The sequence below is a fragment of the Symbiobacterium terraclitae genome (assembly GCF_017874315.1).
Taxonomy (GTDB): domain Bacteria; phylum Bacillota; class Sulfobacillia; order Symbiobacteriales; family Symbiobacteriaceae; genus Symbiobacterium; species Symbiobacterium terraclitae.
Window position 1 is genome coordinate 68,430 of sequence record NZ_JAGGLG010000002.1, and the last position, 22,482, is coordinate 90,911.

Annotated in this window: 24 protein-coding genes and 1 riboswitch; all 24 genes read left to right on the forward strand. The window is 68.5% G+C overall.

Annotation, left to right across the window (positions count from 1 at the left end; all coding sequences use genetic code 11):
* The first annotated feature begins 259 nt into the window (after positions 1–259).
* The 24 genes from J2Z79_RS01780 (at position 260) to fliR (ending at position 22,479) form a co-directional block, all read left to right on the forward strand.
* Positions 260–2,644 (forward strand): 3-hydroxyacyl-CoA dehydrogenase/enoyl-CoA hydratase family protein, encoded by a 2,385-nt coding sequence (locus tag J2Z79_RS01780; RefSeq protein ID WP_209465137.1) that lies wholly within the window; start codon positions 260–262, stop codon positions 2,642–2,644.
* Positions 2,645–2,659: 15 nt separating this feature from the next.
* Positions 2,660–3,838, forward strand: a complete 1,179-nt coding sequence (locus tag J2Z79_RS01785; RefSeq protein WP_209465267.1) for a thiolase family protein — start codon at positions 2,660–2,662, stop codon at positions 3,836–3,838.
* Between the two features lie 664 nt (positions 3,839–4,502).
* On the forward strand, positions 4,503–6,269 hold the full coding sequence (locus J2Z79_RS01790) for an acyl-CoA dehydrogenase family protein (protein ID WP_209465138.1): 1,767 nt from the start codon (positions 4,503–4,505) through the stop codon (positions 6,267–6,269).
* Between the two features lie 189 nt (positions 6,270–6,458).
* A riboswitch (cyclic di-GMP riboswitch) is annotated at positions 6,459–6,547 on the forward strand.
* Between the two features lie 317 nt (positions 6,548–6,864).
* A complete protein-coding gene (gene fliM / locus J2Z79_RS01795; RefSeq protein ID WP_209465139.1) occupies positions 6,865–7,791 on the forward strand; it encodes a flagellar motor switch protein FliM in 927 nt (308 codons plus the stop codon).
* A gap of 21 nt (positions 7,792–7,812) precedes the next feature.
* Positions 7,813–8,334, forward strand: a complete 522-nt coding sequence (locus J2Z79_RS01800; RefSeq protein WP_209465140.1) for a chemotaxis protein CheX — start codon at positions 7,813–7,815, stop codon at positions 8,332–8,334.
* Positions 8,331–9,029 (forward strand): flagellar hook-basal body protein, encoded by a 699-nt coding sequence (locus tag J2Z79_RS01805; protein WP_209465141.1) that lies wholly within the window; start codon positions 8,331–8,333, stop codon positions 9,027–9,029. The genes J2Z79_RS01800 and J2Z79_RS01805 overlap by 4 nt, the downstream gene beginning before the upstream one ends.
* A 25-nt stretch (positions 9,030–9,054) precedes the next feature.
* Entirely contained in the window at positions 9,055–9,414 is a 360-nt protein-coding gene (gene flgB / locus J2Z79_RS01810) for a flagellar basal body rod protein FlgB (RefSeq protein WP_209465142.1), read from the forward strand.
* 4 nt (positions 9,415–9,418) lie between these two features.
* A complete protein-coding gene (gene flgC / locus J2Z79_RS01815) occupies positions 9,419–9,862 on the forward strand; it encodes a flagellar basal body rod protein FlgC (protein WP_209465143.1) in 444 nt (147 codons plus the stop codon).
* Positions 9,863–9,884: 22 nt separating this feature from the next.
* On the forward strand, positions 9,885–10,184 hold the full coding sequence (fliE, locus tag J2Z79_RS01820) for a flagellar hook-basal body complex protein FliE (protein ID WP_209465144.1): 300 nt from the start codon (positions 9,885–9,887) through the stop codon (positions 10,182–10,184).
* Between the two features lie 101 nt (positions 10,185–10,285).
* A complete protein-coding gene (fliF, locus tag J2Z79_RS01825) occupies positions 10,286–11,926 on the forward strand; it encodes a flagellar basal-body MS-ring/collar protein FliF (RefSeq protein WP_209465145.1) in 1,641 nt (546 codons plus the stop codon).
* Positions 11,927–11,929: 3 nt separating this feature from the next.
* On the forward strand, positions 11,930–12,946 hold the full coding sequence (gene fliG, locus J2Z79_RS01830; RefSeq protein ID WP_209465146.1) for a flagellar motor switch protein FliG: 1,017 nt from the start codon (positions 11,930–11,932) through the stop codon (positions 12,944–12,946).
* Positions 12,947–12,986: 40 nt separating this feature from the next.
* A complete protein-coding gene (locus J2Z79_RS01835; RefSeq protein ID WP_209465147.1) occupies positions 12,987–13,817 on the forward strand; it encodes a FliH/SctL family protein in 831 nt (276 codons plus the stop codon).
* On the forward strand, positions 13,814–15,136 hold the full coding sequence (locus J2Z79_RS01840) for a FliI/YscN family ATPase (protein ID WP_209465148.1): 1,323 nt from the start codon (positions 13,814–13,816) through the stop codon (positions 15,134–15,136). The genes J2Z79_RS01835 and J2Z79_RS01840 overlap by 4 nt, the downstream gene beginning before the upstream one ends.
* Before the next feature lie 3 nt (positions 15,137–15,139).
* On the forward strand, positions 15,140–15,592 hold the full coding sequence (locus tag J2Z79_RS01845) for a flagellar FliJ family protein (RefSeq protein ID WP_209465149.1): 453 nt from the start codon (positions 15,140–15,142) through the stop codon (positions 15,590–15,592).
* Positions 15,589–16,287, forward strand: coding sequence for a MotE family protein (locus J2Z79_RS01850; RefSeq protein ID WP_209465150.1), 699 nt, complete (start codon positions 15,589–15,591; stop codon positions 16,285–16,287). The genes J2Z79_RS01845 and J2Z79_RS01850 overlap by 4 nt, the downstream gene beginning before the upstream one ends.
* Entirely contained in the window at positions 16,284–17,552 is a 1,269-nt protein-coding gene (locus tag J2Z79_RS01855) for a flagellar hook-length control protein FliK (RefSeq protein WP_209465151.1), read from the forward strand. Before J2Z79_RS01850 ends, J2Z79_RS01855 begins: the two co-directional genes overlap by 4 nt.
* Before the next feature lie 13 nt (positions 17,553–17,565).
* The gene (locus tag J2Z79_RS01860) at positions 17,566–18,000 is read left to right on the forward strand and encodes a flagellar hook capping FlgD N-terminal domain-containing protein (RefSeq protein ID WP_209465152.1); all 435 of its coding nucleotides are present in this window, start codon (positions 17,566–17,568) and stop codon (positions 17,998–18,000) included.
* Positions 18,001–18,015: 15 nt separating this feature from the next.
* Positions 18,016–19,317, forward strand: coding sequence for a flagellar hook protein FlgE (locus J2Z79_RS01865; protein WP_209465153.1), 1,302 nt, complete (start codon positions 18,016–18,018; stop codon positions 19,315–19,317).
* Between the two features lie 40 nt (positions 19,318–19,357).
* Positions 19,358–19,804, forward strand: a complete 447-nt coding sequence (locus tag J2Z79_RS01870) for a flagellar basal body-associated FliL family protein (RefSeq protein WP_209465154.1) — start codon at positions 19,358–19,360, stop codon at positions 19,802–19,804.
* A 17-nt stretch (positions 19,805–19,821) separates the two neighbouring features.
* Complete coding sequence (gene fliN, locus J2Z79_RS01875) at positions 19,822–20,226, forward strand: flagellar motor switch protein FliN (protein WP_209465155.1); 405 nt, start codon at positions 19,822–19,824, stop codon at positions 20,224–20,226.
* Positions 20,223–20,648, forward strand: coding sequence for a FliO/MopB family protein (locus tag J2Z79_RS01880; protein ID WP_209465156.1), 426 nt, complete (start codon positions 20,223–20,225; stop codon positions 20,646–20,648). Before fliN ends, J2Z79_RS01880 begins: the two co-directional genes overlap by 4 nt.
* Positions 20,645–21,406: a flagellar type III secretion system pore protein FliP gene (gene fliP, locus J2Z79_RS01885; RefSeq protein ID WP_209465157.1), complete on the forward strand. Its 762-nt coding sequence runs from the start codon at positions 20,645–20,647 to the stop codon at positions 21,404–21,406. Before J2Z79_RS01880 ends, fliP begins: the two co-directional genes overlap by 4 nt.
* 16 nt (positions 21,407–21,422) lie before the next feature.
* Positions 21,423–21,692 carry a flagellar biosynthesis protein FliQ gene (gene fliQ, locus J2Z79_RS01890; protein ID WP_209465158.1) on the forward strand — a complete coding sequence of 90 codons (270 nt, stop codon included), beginning with the start codon at positions 21,423–21,425 and terminating at the stop codon, positions 21,690–21,692.
* Positions 21,693–21,699: 7 nt separating this feature from the next.
* Positions 21,700–22,479 (forward strand): flagellar biosynthetic protein FliR, encoded by a 780-nt coding sequence (gene fliR, locus J2Z79_RS01895; protein WP_209465159.1) that lies wholly within the window; start codon positions 21,700–21,702, stop codon positions 22,477–22,479.
* The last annotated feature ends 3 nt before the right edge of the window (positions 22,480–22,482 follow it).

Genomic DNA, 22,482 nt, shown 5'->3' on the forward strand with positions numbered 1-22,482 from the left:
CGCCCAGGCCGCCCATTCAGCGGTATTGCTCCTCGGCAGACTGGCGTGCTCGCTCCGCTGCGCTCGCGCCGTCTGCCTGCGGAGCTTGAACTTGCGGCCTGAATGCGCCTTCGCCCCCGCTGCCCAGGTCAACCGGTGCTTACAGCCGGCCTGGGGAGTCTGAGTGGAGCGGCCCTGAGCGCCTGATGCCGTGGTCAGTGCACGGCCCGAACAGTGCGAAGGCCACCGATTGGATGGAACTGCAAGGAGGGAGAGACTCGTGCCCAACGCGATCCGGAAGGCAGCTGTGCTGGGGGCCGGCGTGATGGGGGCGCAGATCGCGGCGCACCTGGCCAACGTGGGCATTCCCACGCTGCTGCTCGACATCGTCCCGAGGGAGGTCACACCCGAGGAGGCGGCGAGGGGGCTGACCCTCGAGTCCAAGGAAGTACGCAACCGCCTCGCCACCAACGCCCTGCAGACGCTGCAGAAGCTGAAGCCCTCGCCGCTGTACTCCAAGGACGTCCTGCGGCTCATCACCCCCGGCAACCTGGAGGACGACCTGCCCCGGGTGGCCGAGTGCGACTGGGTGGTCGAGGCCGTCATCGAGAACCTGAAGATCAAGCAGGACCTCTGGCGGCGGGTCGCCGAGTTCCACCGCCCCGGGATCATCGTCTCCTCCAACACCTCGGGCATCTCGATCAAGGCGATGGTCGAGGGCACGCCCGAGTCATTCCGCCGCCACTTCCTGGGCACCCACTTCTTCAACCCGCCCCGCTACATGAAGCTGCTGGAGCTGATCCCCACGCCCGACACCGACCCGGAGATCGTGGCCTTCATGGCCGACTTCGCCGAGCGGGTCCTGGGCAAGGGCGTCGTGATGGCCAAGGACACCCCGAACTTCATCGGCAACCGCATCGGCGTCTACGGCATGATGGTCACCCTCGAGGAGATGAACCGGCTGGGGCTCACGCCGGACGAGGTGGATGCCCTCACCGGCAAGGCCATCGGCCGGCCCAAGTCGGCCACCTTCCGCACGCTGGACGTGGTCGGCATCGACACCTTCTGCCACGTGGCCGACAACTGCAAGGCCACCATCCCGGACCCGGCCGAGGCCGCGATCTTCACGGTACCCGACTCCATCCGCGCGATGGTGCAGCGGGGCTGGATCGGCCAGAAGGCGAAGCAGGGCTTCTTTAAGAAGGAAGGCGACCAGATCCTCACCCTCGACCTGGAGACGATGGAGTACCGGCCCCGGAAGAAGGCCAGCTTCGCCTCCCTGGAGGCCGCCAAGGCCAACCCCGACCTCCGGAGCCGCGTCCGTTCCCTCGTCTTCGCGAAGGACAAGGCCGGCGAGTTCCTCTGGGCCATCACCAAGCGCACGCTCCTCTACGCGGCGGAGAAGGTGGGCGAGATCGCGGATGACGTGGTCGCCATCGACAACGCCATGAAGTGGGGCTACAACTGGGAGCTCGGCCCCTTCGAAATGTGGGACGCCATCGGCCTCGAGCAGTCCATCGCCCGGATGGAGGCCGAGGGGCACGCCGTGCCCGACTGGGTGAAGGCCGCGGCCAAGCAGGGCGGCTTCTACAGGCGGGAGGCCGGCAAGAGCTTCTTCATCAGCAAGGGCGAGTACGCCCCGGTGCCCGTCAGCGACCGGGTGATCGACATCGCCGCGCTGCGGGAGACCGGCAAGGTGGTGCGGGAGAAGAAGGGTGCCACCCTGCTGGACATGGGCGACGGCGTACTGCTGCTTGAGACCCATTCGCCCAAGTCGGCCATCGGCAACGATATCATCTACATGTGCCGCGCCGCGGCCGAGGAGCTGGCCAGCGGCCGGTGGTCCGGCCTGGTGATCGGCGCCCGCACCGAGAACTTCTGCGTGGGCGCCAACGTGGCGATGATGCTGCTGGAGGCCCAGGACGAAGAGTGGGACGACCTGGAGATCATGGCCAGGCAGTTCCAGAACGCCTTCATGGCCCTGAAGTTCGCGCCCAAGCCCGTGGTGGTGGCCCCGTACGGCCTCACGCTGGGCGGCGGCTACGAGCTGTGCGCCATCGGCGACCGGGTCGTCGCCGCGGCTGAGTCGTACATCGGCCTGGTCGAGGTGGGCGTGGGCGTCATCCCCGGCGCCGGCGGCAACAAGGAGATGCTGATCCGCGGCCTGGAGGGGATCCCGGCCGGGGTGCAGGTGGACACGCAGCCCATCGTCAACCGCATCTTCGAGACCATCGCCACCGCCAAGGTCGCCACCTCCGCCCGGGAGGCCCAGGAGATGGGCTACCTGCGGAAGAGCGACCAGATCGTGGTGAACAAGGACCACCAGCTCTACGAGGCCAAGCAGGCCGTCCTGGCCATGGAGGCCGCGGGTTACCGGCCGCCCGAGCCGGCCCTGATCCCGGTGGCCGGGCCGGATGGCAGGGCGGTGCTGGAGATGGGCGCCTACGGAATGTTCCTGGGCGGCTGGGCCACCGAGCACGACCTGCTGATCGCCCGGAAGCTGGCCTATGTGCTGACCGGCGGCAACGTGCCGGCGGGCACCCGGGTGACGGAGCAGTACATGCTTGACCTCGAGCGCGAGGCCTTCCTCAGCCTGCTGGGCGAGAAGAAGACCCAGGCCCGGATGGCCCACTTGCTCAAGACCGGCAAGCCGCTGCGGAACTAGGGAGGTGGCGAAGTGGTGCGCGAAGCTGTGATCGTGAGCGGAGCCCGACTGGCGCAGGGCAAGGCGCCGAAGGGGTCGCTCCGCCATATGCGGCCTGAGGACATGGCCGCCACCGTTATAAAGGAAGCGATTGCCCGCACGCCGGGGCTCGACCCGGCTGCGGTGGAGGACGTCGTGCTGGGGTGCGCCTTCCCCGAGGGCGAGCAGGGGCTGAACATCGGCCGCAACGCCGCCATCCTGGCAGGGCTGCCCACCAGCGTCCCGGGCTTCACCATCAACCGGTTCTGCTCGTCCGGGCTGAATGCGATCGCCATCGCGGCCCAGGCCATCCGGTCGGGCGAGATGGAGATCGCCGTGGCCGGCGGCGTCGAGTCGATGAGCCGGGTGCCCATGGGCGGTCATACGCCCCGCCCGCACCCCGGGATGGTCTCCAGCTACCCGCAGCTTTACATGTCGATGGGCCATACGGCCGAGATGGTCTGCGCCCGGTACGACGTGAGCCGGGAGGACATGGACGCCTTCGCCCTCGCGTCCCACCAGAAGGCGGCAGCGGCCATCGACGCCGGCCGGTTCAAGGACGAGATCGTCCCCGTCACCGTGAAGCACACGGTGTTCGACGGCAAGCGGGCAGTGGAGAAGGAGTTCGTCTTCGACACCGATGAGGGCGTCCGGCGCGACACCTCGATGGAGGCGCTGGCGAAGCTGCGCCCGGCCTTCTCCGCAAAAGGCCAGGTGACGGCGGGCAACTCGAGCCAGACCACCGACGGCGCCGCCGCCGTGGTGGTGATGTCGGCCGAGAAGGCCCAGGAGATGGGCCTGAAGCCCATGGCCATCTTCCGCTCGTTCGCCGTGGGCGGCGTTGAGCCCGAGGTGATGGGCATCGGCCCGGTGGCGGCGGTGCCCAAGGCCCTCAAGCTGGCCGGGTTGACGCTGGCCGACATCGACCTGATCGAGCTGAACGAGGCGTTCGCCTCCCAGTCGCTGGCGGTCATCCGCAAGCTGGAGATGGATCCGGCCAAGGTGAACGTCAACGGCGGCGCCATCGCCCTGGGTCACCCGCTGGGGTGCTCGGGCGCACGGCTCACCGTGACGATCATGTACGAGGCCCGGCGCCGCAAGGCGAAGTACGGCCTGGTGACGATGTGCGTCGGCGGAGGCATGGGCGCCGCAGGCGTACTGGAGTTCGTGCACTGATCTCAGTGTTACCGGGCAGGGCGGCTCGCCGCCGCTGGCGCTCAACAGCGGTAATGCTCCTCGTCGGCCGGGCGTGCTCGCTCCGCTGCGCTCGCGCCGGCCTCCTGCGGAGCTTTAAACCGGCGCCAGGAATGCGGCTTCGCCCGCCCTGCCCGGGCCCAGGCGCCCGCGCTCCAGCACGACGTGCGGCAGGGGCAAGGGGGCTCGGCGCCGCTGGCGCGCACCAGCGGTAATGCTCCTCGTCGGCCGGGCGTGCTCGCTCCGCTGCGCTCGCGCCGGCCTCCTGCGGAGCTTTGAACTGGCGCCAGCAATGCGCCTTTGCCCCCCTTGCCCCTGGCACGGGCACCCCAGACCGGTGCAAGTGCGACGACTCCAGCACGGCCGGCGGATGGGGCACGGGGGTTGAGCTCCTCGTCGGCCGGGCGTGCTTGCTCCGCTGCGCTCGCGCCGGCCTCCTGCGGAGCTTTGAACTGGCGCCAGCAATGCGCCTTTGCCCCCCTTGCCCCTGGCACGGGCACCCCAGACCGGTGCAGGTGCGACGACTCCAGCACGGCTGGCGGCAGCCCCAGGGCATGTGGCTGTGCGAGGACTCCAGAACGACAGAGCTGACCATCCAACCGAAGGGGTACCCGGGGGAACCCGGGAGAACGAAGGAGGTACGAAGATGTCCGAGGCTACCAAGATGTTGAAGGGTGGCTCCTTCCTGCTCTCCATGCCGGATCCGGAGCAGGTGTTCACGCCCGAGGACCTGAGCGAGGAGCAGCGGATGATCGCCGGCACGGCCCGCGAGTTCTCCGAGAAGGTGCGGGCGCGGCTGCACGAGATCGAGCAGGATAAGCCGTTCCACTCCCGCCCGCTGCTGCAGGAGCTGGGCGAGCTGGGCCTGCTGGGCCTGGAGATCCCCGAGAAGTACGGCGGCATGGGGCTCGACAAGGTGACCGCCACCGTCGCCGTGGAGGAGTACTCCCGGGCGGGCGCCTTCGCCATCACCATCGGCGCCCACACCGGCATCGGCACGCTGCCCATCGTCTACTTCGGCACCCCGGAGCAGAAGGCCAAGTACCTGCCCAAGCTGGCGACGGGCGAGTGGGTGGCGGCGTACGCCCTCACCGAGCCCAACGCCGGGTCTGACGCCCTGGGCGCCCGCACCACGGCCCGGCTGTCCGAGGACGGCAAGTACTGGATCCTGAACGGTACCAAGCAGTGGATCACCAACGCCGGCTTTGCCGACGTCTTCGTGGTCTACGCGAAGGTGGACGGCGAGAAGTTCTCCGCCTTCATCGTCGAGCGGAGCTTCCCCGGCGTCTCCATCGGGCCTGAGGAGAAGAAGATGGGCCTGCACGCCTCCTCGACCTGCTCCCTCATCCTCGAGGACGCCAAGGTGCCCGTGGAGAACCTGTTGGGCGAGATCGGCAAGGGCCATCACATCGCCTTCAACATCCTGAACATCGGCCGCTGGAAGCTGGGGGCGGGCGCCGTCGGCTCGGCGAAGCTGGTGCTCTCGATCGCGGCCGAGTACGCCAAGACCCGGAACCAGTTCGGCAAGCCCATCGCCGAGCTGCGGGCGATCCAGCAGAAGCTGGCCGACATGGCCGTGCGCACCTACGTCACCGAGTCCATGGGCTACCGCACCGCCGGGCTCCTCGAGAGCGCGCTGGAGGGCCTCGATCCCGATGCCCCCGGCAGCGAGGTGGCCAAGCGCCTCGAGGAGTACGCCATGGAGTGCTCCATCATGAAGGTCTTCGGCTCCGAGGCCTTCGACTTCGTGGCCGACGAGGGTGTGCAGATCCACGGCGGCTACGGCTTCATGGATGAGTACGAGGTCAGCACCGCCTACCGCGACAGCCGCATCAACCGCATCTTCGAGGGCACCAACGAGATCAACCGCCTGCTGATCCCCGGCACGCTGGTCCGCCGGGCGATGAAGGGGCAGCTGCCCATCATGCAGGCGCTGGCCGGCCTGCAGGGCGAGCTGATGGAGCTGACCCCGTTTGAGGAGTCCGACGAGCCGCTGGCCCAGGAGGTCTTCATGATCGACCGGGCCAAGAAGGTCTTCCTCATGCTGGCCGGCCTCGGCGTGCAGAAGTTCCAGATGGCGCTGGAGAAGGAGCAGGAGCTGCTCCTTGGCGTGGCCGACATCGCCATCGAGATCTACGCCATGGAGTCTGCCGTGCTAAGGGCGCTCAAGGCCATCCGCGCGGGGCGGCCCGGCCTGAAGCCCGAGATGGCCCGCGTCTACTGCCAGGAGGCCTTCGAGCGCATTGCCACCATCGCCCGCACGCTCCTGCCCGCCGTGGAGGAGGACGGCGATACCCTGCGCACCCAGCTCTCGATGCTCAAGCGGCTGACCCGCTACACGCCCACCAACACCATCGCCCTGAAGCGGCAGATCGCCGCCCGGGTTCTGGAGAAGGGCGACTACGTCTGCTAATCCCCCCTGCGCAGCGAGACCAGGATGGGCCCGGTCGGGCTCATCCTGGTCCGCGCGTAATACAGCGCGAAAATAAGTCACGCGTAAAATCACCTACGAAACATGAAGGTGTTCTCGGAGTGATCTAGAATCTATTGCTAATGCCTTCCTTCAACCAGGTGTCCAAGGGATATGCGAGCACTCTCAACCAAGCGATAAAGGCACACCCGTCGAAAGGCGGGGCCGCAAAGCCACGGGGCTAAAGGAGCGCATGCTCCCATGCCAGCCGGGTTGCCGCTCGGGATGTCGGCGGACGGCCGCCGGCGTCTTGGGGGTGCTTTTGCCATTGTTTCGGTGGCGCCAAGACGGGGCCCATACGATCATTGGTGGATTTCCCATTGTCCCGGAAAGCGCCAAATTGGCTCCTGCGGCTATTTGTAGAAGGGTTCATAACCACATATATCGAAAAGGACAGGATGAAAAATCCCTAACCTACCTGTATTCGGGAAGGATTCCGGCGATTTGGCGCGAATCCTAGGTAAAAGAGTTATGTTTAACTAGTTCTGTCTTTCAGTGATCACATGAAACAGTTCCTGCCCAATGGAGGGTTACGCGCATGGAGAATCCACTGAGCCAGGCCGAAATTGATGCGCTCGTAATGTCCACGGGCAGCAACGTTCGTACGTATGATTTCCGTAGGCCTAATAAGTTCAACAAAGATCTGATCAGAACGCTGGTGCTGGTCCACGAGAACCTGGCCCGGCTGCTCCAGTCATACCTCTCGGCGGGACTGCGCTCCTGGGTCCAGATCAACGTGCGTTCGACCAACCAGTTCACCTACTCGGAGTTCACCCAGCTGCTGCCCAATCCCACCATCACCCTTTCGTTCAAGATCAACCCCCTCCCGGGCATCTGCCTGCTGGAGATCAGCCACAACGTCGCCTTCGCCATCGTCGAGCGGGTCTTCGGCGGGCCCGGAAGCGATGCGCAGCCGCAGCGGGAGCTGACCGAGATCGAACTCGGCATCATCCAGCGCGTGGTGCGCGACACCTTCGGGCCCATGAAGGAGGCCTGGCGCAACGTCGCCGAGATCGATCCCAGCATCGAGGCTGTGGAGACCAACCCCGTCTTCATCCAGACCGGCGGGCCCACCGAGGTGGTGGCCGCGATCACGCTGGCGGTGGAGATCGGCGAGCACTTGGGCCACATGACCTACGCCTACCCATACTCCACCGTGGAGCCGGTCCTCTCCCGGCTGTCGCCGCAGTCGTGGCTGGCCGACGCCAAGCACATGAGCCCGTCCGAGGAAGACAGCCTGCGGCGGGCGGTTCAGGGGGCACCGCTCCCGCTGACCACCCTGCTCGGGAAGACCCGCATCCGGCTCGGCGAGTTTCTGGCGTTGGGGGTCGGTGATCTGGTTCGCCTGAACACCCGGGTGGGGAGCGAACTGCCCGTCTTCGTGGGCAACAAGCTCGTCTTCCACGGCAAGCCCGGGGTGGTGGGCGACCGGATGGCGGTGCAGATCACGCGCCGGGGCACCTGACCTGCGTGAAGTGGTGTAGTCATGAAAGTTGAGTTCTTGAACCCGTTCGTGTACGCCGGACTGAAGGTGCTCGCTTCGGAGGCCGGACTGAAGAGCGTGGTCTCGGACAAGCCCCTGATGCGCAAGGCGATCTCCACGCTGCACGCCGTCAACGTGGTCATCGGCGTGATGGGCTCCGTGCAGGGCATCGTGATCTACGGGATGGAGCTCGCGATGGCCAAGGGCATCATCCGGGCGATGACCGGGTCCGACTATCCCATCACGGACCCGATGGCCGAGTCGGCCCTCGGCGAGCTTGGCAACCTCATCACCGGTTACGCCGCCGGCACGCTGGAGTCGGCCGGGTGGCCCAGCCGCATCTCGCCGCCCCGCATCGTGCGCGGAACGGGTGTTCGGTTTGCGCCCACGGCGATCAACATGCTGACGGTGCCGATCATCACCGAGATCGGCCAGATCAAGATCTACCTGGCTCTGCGGGAGGTTTCGCCCGCTGCCGGCCCGCCGGCCGGCGGAGAGAGTCCGACGGGAGGGATGGCAGGATGATCCGTGGCATTGAGGCCTCGCGATCGGGTATGGCGGTGGAGCAGGTGCGCACCGACGTGCTGGCCGACAACATCGCCAACATCAACACCAGCGGCTTCAAGCGGTCCAGTGCCACCTCCACCGAGTTCGACACGATGTTGCTCTACCGCATGGGCGACCCTGCTGACGCCGCCCCGCAGCGGGTGGGCGTGCTGGGCAACGGCAGCCGGGTCGATCAGGTGGTGGTGGACGAGCGCCAGGGCGACCTCCGCGAGACGGGGCGCGCTCTCGACCTGGCCCTCACCGGGCCGGGCTACTTTCTGGCCCTGCGGCCAGATGGCAGCCTCTACCGCACGCGCAATGGCGCCTTCCTCCAGATGGCCGACGGCACCATCACCACCACGGAGGGCTACCGGGTGCTGGTGGAGGACGACGCCGGAAACCGCGTGCCGCTGGTTGTGCCCGGGGCCGAGCCCGAGTTCGGCGCCGACGGCACGGTGCTGGCGGACGGCCGGCCCGTCGGGCGCCTGGCGCTGGACGGGGCGGATGCGTCGACCCGGCTCCATACCCGCTACCTTGAGGCGTCCAACGCGGACCTGACCAAGGAGATGACGGACCTCATCGTCACGCTGAGGGCCTACCAGGTCAACCAGCGCGCCATGCGGGTGCAGGACGAGACCCTGGCCAAGGCAGTCAGCGAGATCGGCAAAGTCTGATGGTCGGCGAGGAGGATGATGGCAGATGATCGGGCGTGACCTGCCGGCCCGGATCGTGGAGCATGCGCTGGACGCGGCGTCGCTGCGCCAGCGGGTGATTGCCCACAACCTGGCCAACGCCATGACCCCGGGCTTCAAGCGGTCGCGGGTCGACTTCGAGACGGAGCTGGCCCGGGCCCTGGCCGCCGGGAAGAACCCCGACCAGGTGCGGCCCCAGCTGGTGCAGGAGACCGACTCCATCGGGCGGCCCGACGGCAACAACGTGGACGTGGAAGCCGAGTCGGTGAAGATGGCGGCCAACCAGATCTGGTACAGCGCCCTCACGCGCCAGATCTCCGACCACTTCAGCCGGCTGCGCATGGTGATCACGGACGGGAGGGGCTAATTAGATGCGGATGTTCCAGGCTCTGGAGACGAGCGCGTCGGCCCTCACCACCGAGCGGCTGCGCATGGATGTGATCGCGAACAACCTGGCCAACTACCGCACGACGCGCACGGCGGAGGGCGGGCCCTACCGGCGGCGCACCGTGGTGGTGGAGGAGCGGCCGGGAACCTTTGCCTCCGCCCTGGCCCAGCAGGCCGGCCGGCCGGCTGAGCCCGGACTCGGGGTGCGGGTGGCGGAGATTGCAACCGACCCCAGCCCCTTCAAGGAGGTGCACGACCCGACGCATCCGGATGCCGACCCGGTCACCGGAATCGTGCGGATGCCCAACGTCGACCTCCTGCAGGAGATCACGGACCTCATGCTCGCACAGCGCATGTATGAAGCCAACCTCACGGCGCTGAACGCCGCGAAGTCCATGGCCCTGCGGGCCCTGGAGATCGGCCGGTAGCCGGTAGGAGAGGGGATCTGAAATGGACATTCAACGCCTGAACGCCGTGCTCTCGCTGGGTTCCGGAGCCCGGGGCGCAACCCGCGAAGAGGCGCCCTCGGGTCCGTCCTTCGGCGATGTGCTGGCCAATGCCATCCGGAAAGTGGAGCAGGAACAGCAGACGGCCAACGAGATGGCGGTCAAGCTGGCCGCCGGTGAGGTGGAGGACATCGCCCAGGTCATGATCGCCTCCGAGCGGGCGAGCCTGACCTTGAATCTTGCCATCCAGGTGCGGAACAAGGTCATCGAAGCGTACCAGGAGATCATGCGGATGCCGATGTAGCCGACGGATAGCACCCGTCAGCACCAACCTCACCGGGGGGAAACCACTTGTCTAGCGCGGGCTCCGATGTCATGGGACGGATTAAGAGGGCCTGGGGCGGCATGAGCCGCCCGATGCGGTGGCTCGCCGTCGGCCTGGTCGTGGCCCTGGCGGTCTCGCTGGCGGCCACTTGGTATCTGCGGCGGCCACGCTGGGAGGTCTTCTACAAGGCCACTGATCCGGCCGAGGTCAGCACCCTGGTATCATACCTGGACGAGCTGAAAGTCCCGAGCCGGGTTACCGGCGATGGGTTGACCATCGAGGTACCATCCCGGGACCGCAGCGCCGCAAACCTGGCCAAGGCGCAGGCCGGACTGCCGTCGGCCGGCCACGTTGGGCTGGAGATCTTCGCCGAGCCGCAGTTCGGCGCCACTGAGTTCGACCGCCAGGTCAACTACAAGCGGGCCATCGAGGGAGAGCTGGCGCGCTCCCTGATGCGCATCGCCGACATCGAATACGCCAAAGTGAACCTGAACCTGCCGGAGAAGTCGGTCTTCATCCGGGATCAGGAGCAACCTTCGGCAGCGGTACTCGTTCAGCTGAAGCAAGGCCGTACCCTCGACGGCGACAACGTCAGGGCAATCATGAATTTCGTATCCAGCTCCGTCGAGGGGCTTTCGCCCGACCGGGTCACCGTGATCGACTCCGCCGGCCGGGAGATGCGGCCCAGTGATGAAGAGACCAACCTCAACGCTGAGGCGCTGGCCCAGCAGCGGCAGCGGGAGGAGCAGCTGACCAGCAAGCTGCTTCAGGTGCTGGAGCCGATCTTCGGCAGGGGCAACGTGGCGGCCACGGTCACCGTGGAGCTGGATCACCAGTCCACCCGCACCGAGGAGCGCATCGTCGGTCAGGGCGTGCCCGTTTCCACCGTGACGGAGCGGTCGGGTTCCCAGACCGAGGGCACGAGCTCCGAGCCCGTCGCCCCCGGCGCCGCTGCCACGCTGCCGAACGGGATCACCGCCCCCGCGGTGCCCATCTACCAGGAGCCCAGCACCTCCACTGAATCGGGCTCGTCCTACTCCAGCCGGACCGAGACCAGGTACGACGTGGGTGAGCGGAACCAGGTCACGGTATCTCCGCCCGGCGCCATCAAGCGGGTGAGCGCGGCGGTCACCGTAAACCGGGACACGCTCTCCCAGGCGCAGATCGACCAGATCCGGCAGCTGGCGGCATCCGCCACCGGCGCGCAGCTGATGGACGTGACCGTGCTGGCCATGTCCTTCAGCCCGGGGCCCGAGACCCTGGTGCCCACGCCGGTGCAGGCGGAGACCGGGCGGGTTCTCGACGCCCGCACCCTGGCCATCGCCCTGGGCATCGCCTCGTTCCTGCTGATCCTCGCCGCCCTGCTCACCCGCAGGCGCAGGCATGAGCCCGAGTTCGCCCTCCCCGGCGTTCCCGGGGCGGTGGCGGGCACCACCCTCGACGTTGCCCTGGGCCTCGACCAGCCCCTGCCGGCGGCGCAGGTGGCAGCCTCTGCTGCTGAGGCCGAGCCCGCCGAGCAGGCCCCGGCCGAGGGAACCGAGGAGCAGAGTGCAGTGCAGAAGTTTGAGGAAGTGATGAAGCGGCGCCGGCCTCCGCGGCAGCCGTTGGATCCCGAGGACTTCATGGACGATGACATCCTGGCCGACATCGACGTGCTGCTCGAGCAGGCACCTGAGGCCTGCGCCGAGGTCATCCGGCAGTGGCTCAAGGGAGGGATGTAGCGCTTGGCTGAGCGAGAACAGCGGCTGTCCAGCCGCCAGAAGGCCGCCATCTTCTGTATCAACATCGGGGTGGAGCGCTCGGCCCGCATCCTGAAGCACCTCCGCGATGACGAGATCGAGATGCTCACCGTAGAGATCGCGCAGTCCCGGAAGGTGACCCCGGAGGTGCGCGACGAGGTCCTCACCGAGTTCATCACCATTGCCACCGCTGATAAACACATTCGCACGGGCGGCATCGATTATGCCCGTGAGATGCTCGAACAGGCGCTGGGGCAGGAGCGGGCCCGCGAGATCCTCACCCGCCTCACCTCCCACCTCCGGCGCCGGCCGTTCGACGCCGTCCGCCACACCGATCCGGTTCACCTAGCCTCGCTGCTCCAGAACGAGCACCCGCAGACGGTGGCCGTCATCATGGCCCACCTCGAGGCCGACCAGGCGGCGCAGGTGCTGCTGAACCTGCCGCAGGAGCGGCAGGCCGACATCCTCCGCCGCGTGGCCACCCTCGACCGCACGTCGCCGGAGATGCTGCGCGAGGTGGAGCGGGTACTGGAGCGGAAGGCCTCGGCGATGGTGAGCCAGGAGTCCACCGTGGCCGGCGGTATCAACTGGGCGGTGGAGGTGCTCAACCGGGTCGACCGGACCACCGAGAAGTCCATCATGGGCCTGCTCTCGGCGGACGACCCCGACCTGGCCAGCGAGATCGCCCAGCGGATGTTCCTGTTCGACGACATTGTCAACCTGGACGACCGCACCGTGCAGCGCGTGCTGCGCGAGGTGGACATGAACAAGGACCTGCCGCTGGCCCTGAAGGCCGCCAAGGAAGAGGTCTGGCGCAAGGTCATGAACAACGTCTCCAAGCGGGCCGGCGAGGCCCTCAGGGAGGCTGTGGAGTACCTGGGTCCCGTGCGCATCCGCGACGTCGAAGAGGCCCAGGCCCGCATTGTCGCCCTGATCAGGCGGCTTGAGGAGGCCGGCGAGATCCAGATCGCCAGGGGTGGTGGCGCTGATGAGTACATTTAAGGTCGGAAAGCTGCCGCCCGGGATAGAGGCAACGCCTCCCGTGTGGCCCAAGCTCACGCCGCCTCCGCCCAGGCCTGCCAACCCGCCCGCACCCGTGCGCCGGACCGCTGCCGCCGCCAAGGCAGAGGAAGCAGCCCGGAGCGAGGCGATGCAGGCCGACCTGGAGAAGGCCCGGCTGGAGGCCGCCCGGATCCTGCAAGAGGCTGCCGAGGAGGCAGAGCGAGCAGAGGCCGCCGCGCGGCAGGAGGGCTACGAGCGCGGCAGGCTGGAAGGCCTGGAGGCCGGTCAGGCCGAGGTCGCCGCTCTGCGCAGGGAGGCTGAGCTGGCCCTCGAGAACGCACGGCTTCAGGGCGAGGCCATCCGCAAGGAGGCTGAGTCGGCGGCTGCGCTGGCACGACTTGAGGCCGAGAAGGCCGCCGAGGCCACGCTGGCCGAGGCACGGGCCGAGGCCAGCCGCATCCTCGCCGAGGCGCGGGAACGGGCCGAGGCGGAGGTCAGGGAGCGGCTGGAGCGGTCTCAGGAGGCCCTCGTGGAGCTCGCCGTGGCCGCCGCCACCCGGCTGGTGCAGGGGCACCTGGCCGTCCAGCCCCAGGCGGTGGTGCAGATGGTGGCGGCCGGGCTGCGCCTGGTGAAGGACTCCCCCGCCACCGTGCGGGTCAGCCCCGACGACCTTCCGCTCCTGGAGGCCCAGCGCTCCACGCTCGAGCGCGAACTGGGCGCCGGCGCCCTGACGCTGACGTCGGACCCCGGCCTCAGCAGGGGCAGCTATCTGGTCCAGACCCCAGTCGGTCAGGTTGACGGCACCCTGGAGCAGCAGACCGCACGGCTGCAGGCCGCGATGCGGGCTGCGCTCGGAGGGGTGGAGCCATGAGCGGGGCGCTGGCGTGGGCTGAACTGCGGCGGGCCGTGGAGCAGGTGGAGCTGCTCCCGGTCGTCGGGCGGGTCACGGGCGCGGCCGGGCTGATCATCGAGTCGGCCGGCCCGAAGGCCAAGATGAACGAACTCTGCTGGCTGCGGGGCGACGGGCGCACCGTGGCCGCCGAGGTGGTCGGCTTCCGGCAGGACCGGCTGCTGCTGATGCCGCTGGGCGAAACCGACGGCCTGCGGCCGGGCTGGGAGGTGGTGGCCACCGGCGGCCCGCTGAAGGCGCCGGTGGGCCCGGGCCTCCTGGGCCGGGTGATCGACGGCCTCGGCAACCCGATCGATGACAAGGGTCCCCTGGAGGACTGCGGCCGCCGGCCGGTCATCGGCCCGGCGCCGGACCCCCTGGCCCGCCAGCGGATCCGGAAGCCGCTGGGCATGGGTGTGCGGGCCCTGGACTCCCTGATGACGGTGGGCATGGGCCAGCGCATCGGCATCTTCGCCGGCTCGGGCGTGGGCAAGTCCACCCTGCTGGGCATGGTCGCCAGGGCCACCGCCGCGGACTGCAACGTGATCGCCCTGGTGGGCGAGCGGGGCCGCGAGGTGCGGGAGTTCATCGAGAAGGACCTGGGCGAGGAGGGGCTGAGGCGTTCCGTGGTGGTGGTGGCCACTTCGGAGCAGCCCTCCCTGGTTCGCATCCGTGCCGCCCTCCTGGCCACGACCATCGCCGAGTGGTTCCGCGACGTCCAGGGGCTGGACGTGATCCTGATGATGGACTCCGTCACCCGCCTGGCCCAGGCGCAGCGTGAGGTCGGCCTGGCCGTCGGCGAACCGCCGGCCACCCGGGGATACACCCCGTCGGTCTTCAGCATGCTGCCCCGGGTGCTGGAGCGGTCCGGAACCGGGGCGACCGGCAGCGTGACCGGCGTCTACACCGTCCTGGTGGACGGCGACGACATGAACGAGCCGGTGGCGGACGCGGTCCGCTCCATCCTGGACGGCCACGTGGTGCTCTCCCGCAAGCTGGCCCACGCCGGCCACTACCCCGCCATCGACCCGCTGCAGTCGGTCAGCCGGGTGATGCCCGACGTGACCACTCCTGAGCACCGGGCGCAGGCACAGCGGCTGCGGGCGCTGCTGGCCGCCTACCAGGAGGCAGAGGACCTGATTCAGATCGGCGCTTACCAGAAGGGCACCAACCCGCTGGTGGACGAGGCGCTGGCCAAGATGGACCAGATCAAGCGCTTTCTCATCCAGCCGTTCGACGAGCCCAGCACGTTCCAGGACGCCCTCCAGGGGCTCGCGGCGCTCTGCGGGGAGGGAGCGTAACCGATGAAGCGCTTCCGCTTTCGCCTGCAGCGGCTCCTGGAGATCCGGGAGCACGAGACGAAGCTGGCGCAGAACAACTGGGTGGCGGCCCGCAGGGCGGCGCAGGTCGCGGCGGAGCATCTGAAGGTGGCGTCGGCCCGGCGTGCGGCGTCGGCCGAGCGGCTGGCGGTCCGCCGCCAGGAGCGGATGACGGTCCAGCAGTGGCGCCAGTCGGCCGAGCTGCACGAGGCCCTGGTGGCCGAGGAATGGCTGGCGGCGGAGCGGCTGGCGGCCGCCCTCCAGGAGGAGGAGCGCCGCCGGCAGGAGATGACCGAGGCCGAGCGGCGGGAGAAGGTGCTGCGACGGCTGCGTGAGCGCAGGGCCGAGGAGTACCGCCGGGCGGCCGAGGCCGCCGAGCAGGCCGCCATCGACGAGATGGCGCAGAACGTGTTCCTTGAAGGGGGTGGCAGGCGATGAGCGCTGCGGCACCGCAACCGGCCCCGGCTCCCGAGGAGGAGGCCGCGCCGAAGAAGAAGCGGTGGCGGCTCTTCCGGCGCAGAAAGGCCCAGGAGGAACCGGCAGAGGAGCAGAAGCCACGGCGCCGGTGGTTCCGGCGGGACACGCCCCGCCAGCCGAGGCCGAAGCGTCCCCCCTCGATTGCCTTCTACCTGACCCTGTTCGCCGTCATCACCGGCGTTTTGGCCATCGCCCTGGTCTATAACCCCGGTCTGATTCCCGGCCTGGCCCCGGCGCAGACGGGCGACGATAAGGGGCCGCAGACCGGGCCGACGCCCGAGCAGCTGGCGCGCGAGGTCGAACTGGCCAGGAAACAGGCCGACCTTGCGGCCCTGGAGCGGGAACTGACCGCCCGGGAGGCGGCGGTGCAGGCGAAGGAGGCCGAAGTGGACCAGACCCTGCAAGGACCGGGGGGAACGGAGCAGCAGAACGGGGGGACGGAGCGGAAGGCCGCGGACCTGACGCGCACCGCCCGGCTCCTGTCCGAGATGCCCCCATACAGAGCCGCACCGCTGCTGGCCGGGTTGGATAACAGCACGGCAGTTTCGATCCTGCGGCTGATGACCACCGACGATGCGGCAACGATCCTGGCCGCCATGGAGGCCGGTCGGGCAGCGGAGCTGCTTGAAGCATACGCAGAGGAGGCTGAGCGATGACGGCACCCGTGGTAGGCCCGGGCGGAGCCTCGCCGCCCAGCGTGACCGGAGCAAGGGGCGCCAGGCGCAGTGAGGAGGCCGCCCAGGCGGACGGAGCCTTCGCGGCCCTGCTGGCTGCCCTGGCTCCTGCGGTGAACCAGCCGGCCGGCGGTGCAGCACCGGCCGCTGAGGGCAGCCTGCCCGTGAGCTTCCCGATCCTGTTGGAGAGCGGCGGGGCCGGACAGCCACCGGCCCTGGCGGAGCAACTCCTGGGGCGCACGGTCCCCGATGCGGGGATGGGACCGGCCACCCCGCAGCTCGGCGACGAGTCCCCCGGGCCGTTGGAAGTCCCGGTGCCGTCCACGCCGATCCCGGATGAGCCGGTATCGGTGGCGACGGCGCAGGGCCAGGCCCTGCCCGGTGAAAGCGCACCGACAGATGGAGCCGACGCCGCCCGCACTCCCGTGCAATTCACCCCGCCCGCCCGGGTTGCAGGGGCGGGGCCGGAAGGCCGCAGCCTGACGGACATCCGGGCGGTACAGGCGGAGCCCGCGGACGGTTCCGGGGCGGACGTGGCGCCGGACCCGGCAGCGGATGTTCAGGGCCTGTCAGGCGAGGCCCAGGCCGGGCCTCCAGCGGCGCCGGTGGGCGGTGAGCCGGCCGAGGCCGGGGTGGAGGATGGCACGGGTCAGTCGCCGGAGCTCCAGGCCGGGGCCAATGAGGCCTTACTCTCCGGCGATGCAGCCGAGCCCGATGTCGCGGCGGGCGTGCGGCCCTCCACCCCCACGGATCCGGCCGGGGAAGCCGCACCGGCGGCGGAAGCCTCCCAGGCCAGGGGGCTGGAACGGCTGACGGCCGGCCGCCTTCAGGTGCAGCAGGTGGTGGAGGAGTTCACCAAGGCCGTGCGCGAGTTGCCCGACGGTCAGTACCGGCTCACCCTGCGGCTCCACCCTGAGCACCTGGGCGAGGTACGGCTGGAGCTGCACATGAGCGGGCGGGAGGTTCACGCCGCGCTGGAGGTGGCCAACCCCGATGCCCGGCAGGCCCTGGAGAGCGGGGGCGAGCAGCTGCGGCAGAGCCTGAGCGACGCCGGGTACAACCTCGCCGGATTCGAGGTGGCCACGGGCGAGGGGCGGCAGCCCCGGAGGGGTCCCGAGGAGGAGCCCGACCGGTTGCCGCAGTTCACGGGACGCAGTCGCCTGCAGGCGAAGGGCACCCCCACGGCGGCGATCGGCCGGGTGCGGTCTCCCGGTTCCCGGGGCGGGCGGCTGGACACGATGGCATAGGAGGCGGTAGGCGATGACCGTGAACGGAGTCAACGGCACACAGGCGAGCGCGGCCTCCGGCGCCATGGAGACGACCCGCACCGGCAGGGCCGACCAGCTGGGCAAGATGGATTTCCTCAACCTGCTGGTCACCCAGCTGCGCTACCAGGATCCGCTGAATCCGGTTGACGACCGGGAGTTCCTGGCTCAGCTCGCCCAGTTCTCGGCGCTGGAGCAGATGACGGAGAACACCCGCTGGGCGCAGATGAGCTACGGGCTGAGCCTGGTCGGCAACGCGATCCAGTACTGGACGGACGCCGGAACCGTGGAAGAAGGCATCGTGAAGTCCCTGTTCATGGACGGCGGTGAGCCGCTGCTCATCGTGGGGAACCGTGGGGTCCGGCTGGGACAGGTGATCCAGGCGGCCCCGGCCCCAAGCGGGGACGAAGACGACAGCGACAGCGAGTAGGGGAGGTCATCAGGCATGCGTTCGCTTTTCTCGGGCGTTTCGGGGATCCGTGCCCACCAGACCCGCATGGACGTGATCGGCAATAACATCGCCAATGTGAACACCGTGGGCTTCAAAGCCAGCCGGACGACGTTCACCGACGTCTTCAGCCAGACGATCTCCCCCGGCTCGGCGCTTGCGAATCCGCAGCAGATCGGCCTCGGTGTCGGGGTCGGCTCCATCGACCTCCTGACCGATTACGGCTCCTTCCAGATGACGGGCCGGTCGCTGGACCTGGCCATCTCTGGCAACGGCCTGTTCGTGATGAAGAACGCCAACAACGAGATCCTCTACAGCCGGGTCGGCACCTTCGACTGGAACGCGGACGGCTACCTGTTCTGCCCGCCCCTCGGGATGAAGGTGATGGGCTGGATGGCGGACGCCGAAGGCCGGATCGGCCGTACCGACCAGGCGACGATGAGCGAGATCAAGCTGACGGTCGGCGACGTCTCCCTGCCCGCCGCGACGCAGAACGCCACCTTCAAGGGCAACCTGGACGCCGCCGCCCAGGTGGACGACTCCTACATCACGACCATGACGGCCTACGACAGCCTGGGTCGGCCCATCAGCGTCGCCATCCGGTTCACCAAGACCGATGACGGCTGGACGGTTGAGTACCAGCACGACTACAGCGACTGGGTCGACAACACCGACCCGTCAAAGGGCAAGCAGTGGACCAGGGCCCAGTTTAGCAGCGCGGATACGACGCTCCGGTTCAACACCGACGGCACGCTGGCGATCGACCCGGACAACGAGGAGTCTTTCCTCGCCGAACTGGAGATCATCGACCCGGACGGCGCAGCCGCACCGCTGCAGATCCGCGTGGACTTCAGCAAGGTCACCCAGGCCTACGACGCCAGCGCCGGACCGGGCGCCTCGAAGTCTTCGGTTCAGATCGACACCATGGACGGGCGGGGCATGGGCACGCTGGCCGCGGTGCACGTGAACGAACAGGGCCTGATCATCGGCCGCTATACCAACGGCACCACCAAGGTGCTGGCGCAGATCGCCCTGGCCAACTTCAACAACATGGCCGGCCTGCTGAAGGAGGGCGCATCCACCTTCTCCGAGACGCCCGCCTCCGGCGTACCGCAGATCGGCACCCCCGGCTCGGGCGGGCGCGGCACGCTGGTGCCCGGCAACCTGGAAGGCTCCAACGTCGACCTGGCGCAGCAGTTCACCGAGATGATCCTGACCCAGCGGGGCTACCAGGCCTCGGCCAAGCTGGTGAGCACCGCGGATGACATGCTCCAGGAGATCATCAACCTGAGGCGGTAGACAAGGGCTTCATCCTGACTACGAACAAGAGGAGATGCGCATGAACCGAGGGCTTTTGGTAGCGCTCGTCAGTGCAGTGGTCGTTCTGGCGGTCGGTGTGGCGGGCCTTGCGGTGTACGTCTGGCGCTTCCCGCCCGGCAGCATCGCCGTCGGCGGGGCTGCCGTGGCGCTGGGCCAGCCGGCCGTCGAGAAGGCTTACTACGAGATGGACAAGTTCGTGACCAACCTGGCGGACACCGACCGGCTCCGGTATATCCAGTTCAGCGTGGCCCTTGGGCTGGTTAGCCAGAACGCGAAGGAGACCGCCCAGGAGGCCGAGCCCCAGGTGCGCGACGTGGTGCTCAGCCACGTGCGGGTCCTGACTTCCAAGGACCTCAACGGGGCGGGCGGCAAGGAGCGGCTGGCCCAGGCCATCAAGGAGGGGCTTGACGCCATCCTGCCCGGCCACGTCACCCGGGTCTACATTACCGACATGGTGATCCAATAGCGAGGGAGGGGCGATCCATGTCTAAGCAAGGACTGACCCAGGAGGAGATCGCCGCTCTCTTCGCCTCGGCCCAGAAGGGCGAGCAGCCGGCCGAACAGCCGTCGGAACAGGGACCGGAACAGGCCCCGTTCGCCGCCCTCGATCCGGCCCAGGAGGCGGAGGCTGACCCGTCGCCCCTGGGGCTGCTCTCCGACGTGGAGCTGGAGCTGACGGTGGAGCTCGGCCAGAGCCGCCGCAGCCTGCGCGAGATCCTGGCCATGGGGCCGGGGTCGGTGCTGGAGCTCGACAGGCACGCCGGTGAGGCGGTGGACCTGCTGGTGAACGGCCGGCTGGTGGCCCGCGGGGAGGTTGTGGTGATCGGCGAGAACTACGGCGTCCGCATCACCGAACTGGTCAACCCCGAGGGGAGCCAGGGCCGATGAACGAGGGCGCAGAGGGCCTGCTGCGCTCGAGCGGGGGCGCGGACAGCCTGCTCGTTTTCCTGCTGGGCTCGCTCCTGGTGATCGCGCTGGCCTTCGTGGCCGTGCGCTGGCTCGCCCACTGGCAGTACCAGTTCACCCGGGGCCGGCGGATGCGGGTTCTGGAGGGGCTTGCCGTCGGCCGCGACCGGCATCTGCTGCTGGTGCAGGTGGGGAAGGAGATCCTGCTGCTGGGGTCCGCCGACGGCTCCATCCGGCTGATCCACCGCATCGACGACCCGTCGGTGGTGGCGGAGTGGCTGGCGGAGCCCCAGCAGGAGAGCGGGGCGGCCTCGAACAGCTTCGCCGGACTGGAGGGCGCGGTGCGGGCCAACGTCGATCGCATGCGCAGCCTTCTCAGCCGGAAGGGGGGAGGGGGGCCATGACGAGGTGGCAGGCGCTGCGCCCCGTCCTGCTGACCGCCGTCCTGCTGGTGCTGGCGGCACCGGTCGCCCAGGCCCAGCCGCTGTCGCTTCCCACCTTCGACTTTGTCCGGCCGGCCGAGACCCCCCAGGAGGGGCTACAGACCATGCAGCTGCTCCTCCTGCTCACGGTTCTCACGCTGGCACCGTCCATCGTCATCCTCTGCACCTCGTTCACCCGCATCGTCATCGTCTTCGGCTTCGTCCGCACCGCCCTGGGGCTCCAGCAGTCGCCCCCGAACCAGGTGCTGATCGGCCTGGCGCTCTTCCTCACCGCCGCGGTGATGATGCCGACCTTCAGCGAGGTCAACAGCGTGGCGGTCCAGCCCTACCTGGCCGGCGAGATCGACCAGGTGGAGGCCATCGAACGTGGCACCGTGCCTCTGAAGGAGTTCATGCTCAGGCAGACGCGGGAGGCCGACCTGCGTCTGATGCTGGAGGTAAGCGGCCAGCCTGCGCCCGAGGGGCCAGAGGACGTCGGCTTCCTCACCGTCGTGCCCGCCTTCGTCATCAGCGAGCTGAAGACCGCCTTTACCATGGGCTTCCTCATCTACCTGCCGTTCATCATCATCGACCTCATCGTTGCCAGCCTCATGATGTCCCTCGGCATGATGATGGTGCCGCCGACCCTGATCTCGCTGCCCTTCAAGGTGCTCCTGTTCGTGCTCGTGGACGGCTGGCACTTGGTGGTGGAGTCTCTGGTGCGCAGCTTTACCGGATAAAAGGGGGCGACCGCAGATGACTCCGGAGTTTGCCCTGGACCTGGCACAGGAGGCGGTGCGGGCTGCCCTGTACGTCGCAGCGCCCGTCATCGGGCTCAGCCTGCTGGTCGGGTTGCTGATCTCCATCTTCCAGGCCACCACGCAGGTCAACGAGGCGTCGCTCCAGTTTGTGCCCAAGATCCTGGCGGCCCTCGCCGGACTGGTGTTCTTCGGCCCGTGGATGCTGACCACGCTCATGGACTTCGCCCGGCGCATGATTCAGATGCTGCCCGAGATGGTGCGCTAGCCCGACCATGGAACAGCTCTACGCGCAACTCGCGTCACTGCTGCTGGGAGCCTCCCGGGCGATGGGGATCTTCACCGCCGCACCCATCCTCTCCACCCGGTTCGTGCCCTTCCAGGTGCGCGTGGCGCTCTCCTTCGTCCTTGGCCTCTTCCTCATCCCGGCCGTTGCGCCCCCGCCCGGGAGAACCGAGGGCGCACACCTCCTCCTCGCCGCGCTGCTGGAGTTGGTGGTGGGCCTGGTGATCGGATTCCTCTGCCTGCTGGTCGTGAGCGTGATGCAGATCGCCGGCGCCTGGATCGACCTGGAGATGGGCTTCTCCCTCGCCGGCCTCTTCGACCCGCTCACGGGCGAGAGCGCTACGGTGCTGGGTAACCTGTTTCAGACGACGGCCCTGGTCTTCTTCCTGGCCATCGACGGCCACCACGGGCTCATCCGCGCACTGGCCCGGAGCTACGCCCTGGTGCCGGCCGGCGGCCCGGTGGAGGGCGCCGTCAGCGGACTCTACGTCGCCAGGCTCTTCGGCGAGCTGCTGGGCATCGCGATGCAGCTGATCCTGCCATTCGTGGCGGCCATGCTCCTCACCATGGTGGCGTTCGCCGTGCTGAACCGGGCGGTGGCCCAGCTGAACATCTTCGCGATCGGCCTGGGCACCAAGACCCTGGTGGGGCTGCTCCTGCTCATCCTCATGCTGCCCTTCTACGCCCGGCCGCTGACCGCCCTGTTTGAGGCCGGGTACGCGGAGGCCATGCGGATGCTCGATCTCATGCGGGCCGCGACGGGGGGATAGGCC

Bases quoted from the DNA above. Each gene is read 5' to 3' on its own strand.
- J2Z79_RS01800 (WP_209465140.1), top strand. From the start codon at position 7,813: ATGAAAGTTGAGTTCTTGAACCCGTTCGTGTACGCCGGACTGAAGGTG.
- fliQ (WP_209465158.1), top strand. From the start codon at position 21,423: ATGACTCCGGAGTTTGCCCTGGACCTGGCACAGGAGGCGGTGCGGGCT.
- fliN (WP_209465155.1), top strand. From the start codon at position 19,822: ATGTCTAAGCAAGGACTGACCCAGGAGGAGATCGCCGCTCTCTTCGCC.
- J2Z79_RS01855 (WP_209465151.1), top strand. From the start codon at position 16,284: ATGACGGCACCCGTGGTAGGCCCGGGCGGAGCCTCGCCGCCCAGCGTG.
- J2Z79_RS01845 (WP_209465149.1), top strand. From the start codon at position 15,140: ATGAAGCGCTTCCGCTTTCGCCTGCAGCGGCTCCTGGAGATCCGGGAG.
- J2Z79_RS01870 (WP_209465154.1), top strand. From the start codon at position 19,358: ATGAACCGAGGGCTTTTGGTAGCGCTCGTCAGTGCAGTGGTCGTTCTG.
- fliP (WP_209465157.1), top strand. From the start codon at position 20,645: ATGACGAGGTGGCAGGCGCTGCGCCCCGTCCTGCTGACCGCCGTCCTG.
- J2Z79_RS01860 (WP_209465152.1), top strand. From the start codon at position 17,566: ATGACCGTGAACGGAGTCAACGGCACACAGGCGAGCGCGGCCTCCGGC.
- flgB (WP_209465142.1), top strand. From the start codon at position 9,055: ATGATCGGGCGTGACCTGCCGGCCCGGATCGTGGAGCATGCGCTGGAC.
- J2Z79_RS01865 (WP_209465153.1), top strand. From the start codon at position 18,016: ATGCGTTCGCTTTTCTCGGGCGTTTCGGGGATCCGTGCCCACCAGACC.
- J2Z79_RS01880 (WP_209465156.1), top strand. From the start codon at position 20,223: ATGAACGAGGGCGCAGAGGGCCTGCTGCGCTCGAGCGGGGGCGCGGAC.
- fliM (WP_209465139.1), top strand. From the start codon at position 6,865: ATGGAGAATCCACTGAGCCAGGCCGAAATTGATGCGCTCGTAATGTCC.
- J2Z79_RS01850 (WP_209465150.1), top strand. From the start codon at position 15,589: ATGAGCGCTGCGGCACCGCAACCGGCCCCGGCTCCCGAGGAGGAGGCC.
- fliR (WP_209465159.1), top strand. From the start codon at position 21,700: ATGGAACAGCTCTACGCGCAACTCGCGTCACTGCTGCTGGGAGCCTCC.
- J2Z79_RS01840 (WP_209465148.1), top strand. From the start codon at position 13,814: ATGAGCGGGGCGCTGGCGTGGGCTGAACTGCGGCGGGCCGTGGAGCAG.
- flgC (WP_209465143.1), top strand. From the start codon at position 9,419: ATGCGGATGTTCCAGGCTCTGGAGACGAGCGCGTCGGCCCTCACCACC.
- fliE (WP_209465144.1), top strand. From the start codon at position 9,885: ATGGACATTCAACGCCTGAACGCCGTGCTCTCGCTGGGTTCCGGAGCC.
- J2Z79_RS01805 (WP_209465141.1), top strand. From the start codon at position 8,331: ATGATCCGTGGCATTGAGGCCTCGCGATCGGGTATGGCGGTGGAGCAG.
- fliF (WP_209465145.1), top strand. From the start codon at position 10,286: ATGAGCCGCCCGATGCGGTGGCTCGCCGTCGGCCTGGTCGTGGCCCTG.
- J2Z79_RS01790 (WP_209465138.1), top strand. From the start codon at position 4,503: ATGTCCGAGGCTACCAAGATGTTGAAGGGTGGCTCCTTCCTGCTCTCC.